The sequence below is a fragment of the Paenibacillus vulneris genome (assembly GCF_039543185.1).
Classification (GTDB): domain Bacteria; phylum Bacillota; class Bacilli; order Paenibacillales; family NBRC-103111; genus Paenibacillus_S; species Paenibacillus_S vulneris.
This window is the reverse complement of record NZ_BAABJG010000004.1, coordinates 180,740-189,956: the sequence shown is the minus strand read 5'-3', so window position 1 is coordinate 189,956 and position 9,217 is coordinate 180,740. Positions and strand designations below refer to the sequence as shown.

Here is a 9,217-nt window from a genome sequence, read left to right as displayed (position 1 = left end):
AACCGCCGTATGCGGACCCGCATGTACGGTGGTGTGAGAGGTCGAGGGCTAGGCGCCCTCACCTACTCGATCGAGAAACCCTGTTTTGCGTGAACTATGCTACATATGGAGGTGGGGTATGCCTCGGAGGAGTTTACGTCCGCCTTTGAAACCCGTGAAAATACCACTAAATATAATCTAATTCACGGGTTTCAACAGCGGCTGGAGGGGGATACCCCATCGGAGTATATTGGCATTAGTTCAAGCTCTATTAGGTTTCTCGACAGCCTAAGGACCTAGCCACAGGCTAGGTCTTTTTAGCATTACAGGGGTTTATAAATTTTGGAGCAGCTTCGAATCCAAGGCCCCGCCTCGTGGGGCTGCTTCATTCCCCAGGCCCAGTTAACACCGGCCGCTATGCATAATTATTCTATAGCCTGTTAGACTCAGACCAACCCGAGTGAGGATGAAAATGGAGATACAGAAATTCCCACCACTTCAAGAGCAAGGAAATCTCATGAAGTGAAAGCGCGGAAATATAAGCAAGGAAGCGGTTTAATTGAGAGTCTCATAAAAATTTTTTAGGTCAACCGCTAAAAACTATTCATTTTACTTATTGGGGGTGCCGATTTACAATAATTCAAATAAGTTGCATAAATATTCGGTTGCATTTCAATTCGAGGAGCATCATAAAAACCATATCTTGGGACATGTTAGGTGGGAGCAGCAATGAACAATACGGAATCGAATGAAGCAAAGGCGGCCCTTCAACAAGCGGTGGACGCGAGGGATGAATTGCTCAGAGGCTTGGCGTCGCTGATTCATGCCAATCCGGAGCTGAGCTTTCATGAGCATAAGGCTCAGCAATGGCTGACCGCTCCTTTGGCGGAAGCGGGCTTTCAGGTGGAGAAGGGAATCGCCGGTTTGGAAACGTCGTTTCGCGCGACATGGGAAGGATCGGCAGAGGGGCCAACCATAGCGCTGCTTGCCGAGTACGACGCGCTTCCGGCAATCGGACATGCTTGCGGGCATAATCTGATCGGCACGGCCGCGGTTGGAGCGGCGCTGGCGTTGAAGGATGCCTGCCCCGACCTGCCGGGTAAAATCATCGTGCTGGGAACGCCGGCGGAAGAAGAGGGCGGCGGCAAAATCATCATGTGCAACGAAGGCGTGTTCGACGATATCGACGCAGTGATGATGGTTCATCCGCAGAGCAAAACGATGGTGCTGCGGGGAGCGCTGGCTTGCGTCGATGCGACCTTTACCTTCCACGGGCGGCAGGCTCATGCCTCTTCCTCGCCGGAGAAGGGAATCAGCGCACTGGATGCGATGATTAACGCCTTTGTGGCGATCAACTCGATTCGCCAGTTCGTGAAGGAGGATGTGCGCATTCACGGCATTATTACGAAGGGCGGAGATGCCCCGAACGTCGTGCCGGAGCTGTGCGAGGCAGTGTTTATCCTGAGGGCGGCCACCGTCAAAGAACTGGAAACCGTAAGGGAGAAGGTATATAAGGCGGTTCGGCATGCAGCCGAAGGAGTGGGCGCTACCGTCGATATTGCCGAAGGGCTTATCTATGCGGAAAGAAACAATAATAAAGCGCTCGCCGCTTTATTCCAGAACAATCTGGAGCAGATGGGCATCGAGGTATGCGATCCTCCGAAGAAAGGCGGCATCGGCTCCTCGGATATCGGCAATGTAGGCCAGGTGACTGCTACTATCCATCCGTATATCCGTCTTGGAGACGCTACGACACATACGCCGGAGTTCTGCGAGCTGGCCGGATCGGAAGCGGGGATGATCGAGATGAATCAGGCGGCCAAGGCGATGGCGATGACTACCTACGATCTCTGTGTCGATAAGGAAGCGCTCCGGAGCGTCCGTGAGGAGTTCGAGCAGTGGAAGCAGCAAAGCGGCGGGGGGCAAGCACATGGATAACGCAATGGCAGGCAAGCGCAAATGGCTGAAAATGCCGCATACTTATGTGATTTTGATCATCCTGGTCTTCGTGGCCGCGGTATTGACCTATGCCATCCCTGCAGGGAAGTTTGAGCGGGTGAAGGATAAGGTAACAGGGAAATCGCTGCTGGTCACCGGTTCCTATCATCATGTGGATGCAAGCCCGGTAAGTCTTGTCGACATACCTAAAGCTATCGTACATGGACTTATAGATTCTGCAGATGTCGTATTTTTCATCTTTATCATCGGCGGAGCGTTCCAGATTATTTCTTCTACAGGAACGATCGAGGCGATTACGGGCCGGGTGGCCCGGACGTTCGCGAGCAAGGGAGTCTGGGTAATACCGGTCTTCTTATCTTTGTTCTCCGTAGGCGGCTTCACGATGGGGATGTCCACGGAGGTAATGGTGTTCGTGCCGATCGGCATAGCCATCGCCCGGGCGCTCGGCTACGATGCTCTGACAGGGACGGCGATGATCTCGCTGGGGGCCTCCTGCGGCTTTACTGCAGGGATTCTTAATCCGTTCAACGTCGGCTTGGCCCAGGCTATCGCTCAGATTCCTATGTTCTCCGGAATGTGGCTTCGAATTATTTTGCTCATTTGCTTGATTACCATAACCAGTCTGTACATTATCCGTTATGCAAGGAAAGTGAAGAAGGATCCAACTCAAGGACTGGTTCACGAGTTGGAGCAAGAGGCGGAAGGCACCGGGACGAAGCTGGACTTCTCCCATCTTCCGGCCATGCAGCTGAAGCATTACTTGACTATTTTGACGGTTGTCGCGGGCTTCGGGCTCTTGATCTGGGGCGTATCGAAAAAAGGCTGGTGGATGGAAGAGCTGGCTGCCTTGTTCTTAACGATGGGGGTCTTGTCCGGATTGTTCTCGGCCTACGGCCCGAGCCGGATTGCCAAAGAGTTCGTAAAAGGAGCCAGCGCAATCACCTACGGCGCCTTCATAATCGGTTTGGCCAGAGGTATTATGGTCGTACTGGATCACGGAAATGTCATCGATACGATCGTGAACAGTCTGTCCATTCTTGTAGGCGAGCTTCCGAGCTCGATTCAGGTTCTAGGCATGTATGTATTCCAAAACGTCATGAATGTCTTCATTACATCGGGAACCGGGATGGCGGTTACGACGATGCCGATCATGGTTCCACTGTCCGATTTGCTCGGGGTAACGAGACAGACGGCTGTGCTCGCATTCCAATTAGGCGACGGATTCACCAACATGATCCTGCCTACCTCCTCCGCGTTAATGGGAAGCTTGGCCGTGTCGGGAATTCCGTATCAGAAGTGGGTCCGCTTCTTCTGGCCTCTGATGGCGACCTGGCTTGTAGTGGGAGCCATCTTCGTCATCGTTGCCAATATCATTCATTACGCATAACAAATAAAAGGTTGTTCCGCGGGTCCTTTTTCAGACTCTGGAACAACCTTTTTTAAATAATAACACCATTTGTAAATTTACGGGTTTGCACAAAGAAGATGCATCTGCTTAAAGCTAAGTTTCACTTTGCAAGGATAGTCTGGATTTAATTAACCAATGGTTTATTTTGCGAAAATATGGTTCCCGATTTGAATGGTTTGCGGTCTGGTCCATATCCAAGCGCTGGTCGCTGTTTTCGGGTTAAAATAATACAAGGAGCCATTAGAAGGATCCCAGCCGCGTACGGCGTCCTGGGCAGCCAAATAAGCCGTGCTGTCAGGCAACAAATTATATTGGCCATCCGCTACTGCGGTAAAGGCGCCCTTTTGGAAAACGACGTCTTTAATACTATCTCCAAACTTGCCGGATTGAATACGATTCATAACGACGGCGCCGACGGCAACCTGACCTTCGTACGATTCACCGCGGGCCTCGCTGTAAATAACCTTAGCCAGAATGTCCAGCTCTTCACGGTTCAAGGAATGCTTCTTCAGCTCGGACCAAGTCATATCTCCTACCACTCCGTCCGGATTTAAGCCGAAATTGCTTTGAAATCCTTTGACTGCTTGGGCTGTATTAGATCCGTACAAGCCGTCCAAGGGCAGCTGGTAAAAGCCGGCCAGCTTCAAACGGAACTGCAGATCCCAGACGTCGCCGTTGGCGCTGCCTTGCTGTAGTAATGGTGCTGCTTGAGCTGTATATGGGGTAATTCCTACTATATTCGTCAACAATGCAAACCCGAATAGGAAGGCCAATATTCTCCAATTTCTTCGTTTCATACGGTATCTCCCCTTTCGGATAAAGATTATAGAGGCTGTATGAACGAAGATTCAACCAGCATTTATTGGAATATCCTAAAAAATGCTTGCCGGGCGCGGGTTTATCCCACTTTATTAATGGGGATTAAAATCGCTTGCAGATGCGAATTCGATAGGTTCCTAGGTTTGCTATAGCGAATGGTTGGTTCCAGAAAAAGGAAATAAGCTTATGCTTTTAAACGATCACAATATACGTGCATAGCCTCCCGCAAAAAGACGGCCAGCCCCTCCTTATGCTTATCAATGTTGGCTGTAAATCGCTCATCCTCCACGTACAAATCTCCCAGGCCGCGGAAAATGTCCGGTGTACATTCGTAAAAGTGGCTTGTGATCCATTCTCTAAGCTCCGCCACTCCTTCCTGTACTTGCGGGTCCTCGGGTCCGTTATCCATGGCGGCGATGATCTTGGCATAAATTTGCCGTGATTGCTCCATAATATCGTTCCAATCCTGAGAGGAATAGCCGCTGGCCTTTTGCTCGACGGAGTCCATCATAGCATCTCCATAGCGTTGACGCGCTTCCTTGGCGTATTTGCGTTTGTGTTCTTCTAACGGAGTCCGGTCAAAGGACTCGAATCGTTCCTGGTTACTCATTTGTCGTTCTCCTTCCATAGCTTGAATCGTTTTGTGAACCGTTTCGATGATGCTGTCGAGCCGCCGCCTCTTCTCGAGCAATAGCTCCCGATGGGATTCCAGCGCCTCTTTCCGGTCGAAATGGGGGTGGTCGAGAATGTCTTTGATCTCCTTCAACGAAAACCCGATCTCGCGAAAAAACAATATTTGCTGTAAACGTTCCAGCTCACGATCGGTATAGGTGCGGTATCCCGCCTCATTAACTGAATCGGGAGAGAGCAGTCCGATTTCATCATAATGATGGAGTGTCCGGACGCTGATGCCGGCAAGATCGGCAACTTCCTTCGTTTTGTAGGTCATATCATCACCTCCTATTTCATCATAGGGTATTACGTTACGTGAGAGTCAACAGGCTCGCTTGTTCTTTTTGCATGATTTTGGTGGAAAAATAGGTCTCGATGGAACCACTATTAGCATTTAGTTTGGCTTTAGAAGAGCTGCTTATAGTCAGAGTCGAATCGAATACTATTGTACCGGTAAATGTTGTGTATTGAGGCTCCGGGCTGTCTCGCAATGACAAAGTCAAGGCCCCGCTTGCGGGGTTTTTCGGCATGCCGGAATCTGCGAGTCAGCTTGCCGGGCTGCCTGGCTCGAGTTAGGGCTTCTTGCGATAAGGGTAAGGAATAACAAGGACTAGCCCTAGAGCAAAATAGGGAGAAGAGGATGATTATGGACTATTTCGGCTGAAGGCAGCCCAAACGAGGTGATGGCGTGTGATTCGAATGCTGGGTTTTCTCCAGCCTTACCGGTGGCCGGCAGCAGCTGTGCTCGTCTTGATATTTCTGCAATCCTTGTCGGATCTGTATCTCCCGACCTTAATGGCGGATATTGTGGATAAAGGGATTGTGGAAGGCGACATCCCCTACATCTTCCGAATCGGGGGATTCATGCTTCTGGTGGCGGCGGGAGGCGCAATATGCTCTGTCGCGGCAAGCTTTCTTTCCGCCAGGACGGCATCGGGCTTTGGCCTTAACGTGCGGAGCCGGGTGTTCTCCCATGTGGAAAATTTCTCCCTTCAGGAGTTCGACAGGATCGGCACGGCTTCGCTGATTACGAGAACGACCAACGATATTACCCAGGTGCAGCAAGTGCTGACCATGATGCTGCGAATGATGATCAGTGCTCCCATGATGTGCATTGGGGGCATCATCATGGCGGTGAGTAAGGATGCCACGCTGTCGCTTGTTCTGGTCGTGGTTATTCCGGTGCTTGCGGCGGCTATCGCCATTATCGCAAGCCGTGGCATGCCCTTGTTCAAAGCGCTCCAGATGAAGCTGGACAAGCTGAATCTGGTGCTGCGGGAAGGGCTGACGGGAATACGCGTCATTCGTTCCTTCAACCGGATTGAGCACGAGCAGCAGCGATTTCAGGAGGCCAACCGGGATTTGACGGCTACCGCTACGAAGGTGAACCGCATTATGGCGGCCATGATGCCGGTGATGATGCTGGTCATGAACTTCTCCTCTATGGCCATTATCTGGTTCGGCAGTATCCGGATCAGCAGCGGCTATATGCAGGTCGGGGATCTGATGGCTTTTTTGCAATATGCGATGCAGATTATGTTCTCGCTCATTATGATGTCGATGATGTTCGTCATGATTCCACGAGCTTCCGTCTCGGCCGGCCGCATTAACGAAGTGCTGGGCATGACCCCGACGCTGGAGAATCCTGCGCATGGCCGACAGACGGGAGAGAGGAAGGGATACATCGAATTCGACCGGGTTTCGTTCAGCTATCCGGGGGCGGAGCAGCCGGCCCTCTCGAATATTTCCTTCAGCGTCAGCCCCGGGGAGATTACGGCGATTATCGGAGGGACGGGGTCAGGCAAATCGACGCTGATCAGCCTCATTCCCCGATTTTACGATGTGAGCAGCGGCAGCATCCGTGTGGATGGGGTGGATGTACGGGAGATGACGCAGCAGACGCTGCGCGGGAAAATCGGCTTAGTCCCGCAGAAGGCCGTGCTGTTCTCCGGAACCATTGCGGACAATATCCGGTACGGCAAGGAGGATGCAACCGACGAGGAGCTGCGGCATGCGGCAGCGGTCGCCCAGGCGACGGAGTTCATCTCCGCTATGCCGGAAGGCTTCGACTCGGTGATTGCCCAAGGAGGGACGAACGTATCGGGAGGACAAAAGCAGCGTCTATCCATAGCTAGAGCTCTGGTCAGAAGGCCGGAAATTTACGTGTTCGACGACAGCTTCTCCGCTCTTGATTTCAAGACGGATGCGAAGCTTCGCGCTGCCCTGAAGGCGGAGACGGGCGATGCGACGGTCATCATCGTGGCCCAAAGGGTGAGCACCGTCATGGATGCGGACCGGATCATCGTGCTGGAGGACGGACGTATTGCCGGGATAGGGAATCATCATGAGCTGATGGCTTCGTGCGGGGTATATAGGGAAATCGTGGCTTCACAGCTATCGGAGGAGGAACTGTCATGAGCGGACCGCATAGAGGGGGCGGGGGGCCGGGCCGAGGCCCAGGAGGAGGACACGGAGGTCCTCGAATGGGAATGCCCGTCCAAAAGGCCAAAAACTTCAAGGGCACGCTGAATCGCTTGCTTCACTATTTAAAGCCTCATCGTTATGCGCTGCTCACGGTTCTGCTCGCTGCCATACTCAGCACCGTGTTCAGCATCGTCAGCCCGAAAATTATGGGGAAGGCGACGACCAAAATTTTCGAAGGCGTCATGCTGAAGCTGAAGGGAGTTCCCGGAGCGGAAGTCGACTTCGATTACATAAAGGACATTTTGGTGCTGTTGGCCGTCCTGTATATCATCAGCGCAGCCTTTAGTTATATGCAGCAATATGTGATGGCCGGAGTCGCCCAGAAAACCGTCTATGGCTTAAGACAGCGGGTCAATGAGAAGCTGTCCAGGCTGCCGCTGTCGTTCTTCGATTCCCGCGCCCACGGCGAAATCTTGAGCCGGGTTGTCAACGACGTTGACAATATAAGCAGCACGCTGCAGCAAAGCTTGACCCAGCTGATTACCTCCGTGGTCACGCTGGTCGGCGTTATTGTCATGATGCTGACGATAAGCGGCTGGATGACGCTAATCGTATTTCTTACGCTTCCGCTCAGCTTTCTTGTTACGAAGGCGGTAGCCTCCCGTTCGCAGGCTTTTTTTGCAGGACAGCAAAAGGCGCTTGGAGAGCTGAACGGCCACGTGGAAGAAATGTATACGGGCCACCGGATCATTAAAGCGTTCGGACACGAGGAGCAGTCCATCGATAAGTTCAACGAAATTAACCGCAAGCTGTATCAGTCAGGCTGGAAGGCGCAGTTTGTGTCCGGGATCATCATGCCTTTGATGAGCTTCATCAGCAATATCGGCTACGTGCTGGTCAGCGTCGTCGGCGGGATTCTCGTCACGAGAAGGGCGATTGAGATCGGCGATATCCAGGCGTTTATCCAATACACGCGTCAGTTCTCTCAGCCTATCACCCAGCTGGCCAATATCGCTAATGTTATACAATCGACCATCGCTTCCGCAGAGCGCGTCTTCGAGCTGCTCGACGAGAAGGAGGAGGTGCCGGAGGCTTCGGAGCCTAATCACTTGGAGCGTCCCAAGGGCGAAGTGCATTTCCAGGACGTCACGTTCGGGTACAAAGAGGGCGCCGTCTTGATCGAGCATATGAATATCGATGTCAAGCCGGGTCAGACCGTTGCCATAGTAGGGCCGACGGGAGCGGGCAAAACAACGCTTATCAATCTGCTGATGCGATTTTATGAGCTGGGAGGCGGCCGAATCACGATTGACGGAGTCGATATTACTGACCTGAAGCGGGGGAACCTGCGCAGCCTGTTCGGCATGGTGCTTCAGGACACCTGGCTGTTCAACGGCACGATTCGCGATAATATCGGCTATGGGCGTGAGGGAGCTTCTGCCGAGGACATCGTTCGGGCCGCGAAGGCAGCGCATGCCGATCATTTTATTCGGACCTTGCCGGACGGCTATGACACCGTGCTGAACGAAGAGGCTTCGAACATCTCTCAAGGGCAGAAGCAGCTTCTGACCATTGCCCGCGCCATTCTAGCCGACCCTGCGATTCTCATTCTGGATGAAGCGACGAGCAGCGTAGATACGCGAACGGAAGTATATATCCAAAAGGCGATGAACGAGCTGATGAAAGGAAGAACCAGCTTTGTCATTGCCCATAGGCTCTCGACGATCCGCAACGCGGATATGATTCTCGTCATGAACAAAGGGACTGTGATCGAGAAGGGAACACATGAAGAGCTGCTGGCCGAGGGGGGCTTTTATGCCGACTTGTATCTCAGCCAATTCACGGGGAAAGACTCGCAGAAGGATATCGGGTAAAGCCACGTGGATGTTGGGAAAAGGCCGCCGGGCAAGCCTCCATTAAAGAAGGGCTATCGGCAGCAGGGATCAAGGATGAGCT

6 protein-coding genes are annotated in these 9,217 nt (G+C 52.5%); 4 read left to right on the top strand and 2 right to left on the bottom strand.

Annotation, left to right across the window (positions count from 1 at the left end; translation table 11 throughout):
- Window positions 1-708 precede the first annotated feature (708 nt).
- The gene (locus ABEA66_RS05050) at window positions 709-1,917 is read left to right on the top strand and encodes a M20 family metallopeptidase (protein ID WP_345586627.1); all 1,209 of its coding nucleotides are present in this window, start codon (window positions 709-711) and stop codon (window positions 1,915-1,917) included.
- Window positions 1,910-3,325: a YfcC family protein gene (locus tag ABEA66_RS05045; RefSeq protein WP_345586625.1), complete on the top strand. Its 1,416-nt coding sequence runs from the start codon at window positions 1,910-1,912 to the stop codon at window positions 3,323-3,325. Before ABEA66_RS05050 ends, ABEA66_RS05045 begins: the two co-directional genes overlap by 8 nt.
- 161 nt (window positions 3,326-3,486) lie before the next feature.
- Here ABEA66_RS05045 and ABEA66_RS05040 read toward each other — a convergent pair whose 3' ends face one another.
- Together ABEA66_RS05040 and ABEA66_RS05035 are read right to left on the bottom strand one after the other, a co-directional pair.
- Complete coding sequence (locus tag ABEA66_RS05040; RefSeq protein ID WP_079911231.1) at window positions 3,487-4,143, bottom strand: cell wall hydrolase; 657 nt, start codon at window positions 4,141-4,143, stop codon at window positions 3,487-3,489.
- A 206-nt stretch (window positions 4,144-4,349) separates the two neighbouring features.
- Complete coding sequence (locus ABEA66_RS05035; protein WP_345586621.1) at window positions 4,350-5,114, bottom strand: MerR family transcriptional regulator; 765 nt, start codon at window positions 5,112-5,114, stop codon at window positions 4,350-4,352.
- A 422-nt stretch (window positions 5,115-5,536) separates the two neighbouring features.
- Between ABEA66_RS05035 and ABEA66_RS05030 the strand changes: the two genes are divergently transcribed.
- The gene (locus ABEA66_RS05030; RefSeq protein ID WP_377740963.1) at window positions 5,537-7,255 is read left to right on the top strand and encodes an ABC transporter ATP-binding protein; all 1,719 of its coding nucleotides are present in this window, start codon (window positions 5,537-5,539) and stop codon (window positions 7,253-7,255) included.
- Complete coding sequence (locus ABEA66_RS05025; protein WP_345586617.1) at window positions 7,252-9,135, top strand: ABC transporter ATP-binding protein; 1,884 nt, start codon at window positions 7,252-7,254, stop codon at window positions 9,133-9,135. Before ABEA66_RS05030 ends, ABEA66_RS05025 begins: the two co-directional genes overlap by 4 nt.
- Window positions 9,136-9,217 lie beyond the last annotated feature (82 nt).

What these genes read in the sequence shown, in the direction of transcription:
- ABEA66_RS05050 (WP_345586627.1), top strand. Translation starts at nt 709, where the DNA reads ATGAACAATACGGAATCGAATGAAGCAAAGGCGGCCCTTCAACAAGCG.
- ABEA66_RS05045 (WP_345586625.1), top strand. Translation starts at nt 1,910, where the DNA reads ATGGATAACGCAATGGCAGGCAAGCGCAAATGGCTGAAAATGCCGCAT.
- ABEA66_RS05040 (WP_079911231.1), bottom strand. Translation starts at nt 4,143, where the DNA reads ATGAAACGAAGAAATTGGAGAATATTGGCCTTCCTATTCGGGTTTGCA.
- ABEA66_RS05035 (WP_345586621.1), bottom strand. Translation starts at nt 5,114, where the DNA reads ATGACCTACAAAACGAAGGAAGTTGCCGATCTTGCCGGCATCAGCGTC.
- ABEA66_RS05030 (WP_377740963.1), top strand. Translation starts at nt 5,537, where the DNA reads ATGCTGGGTTTTCTCCAGCCTTACCGGTGGCCGGCAGCAGCTGTGCTC.
- ABEA66_RS05025 (WP_345586617.1), top strand. Translation starts at nt 7,252, where the DNA reads ATGAGCGGACCGCATAGAGGGGGCGGGGGGCCGGGCCGAGGCCCAGGA.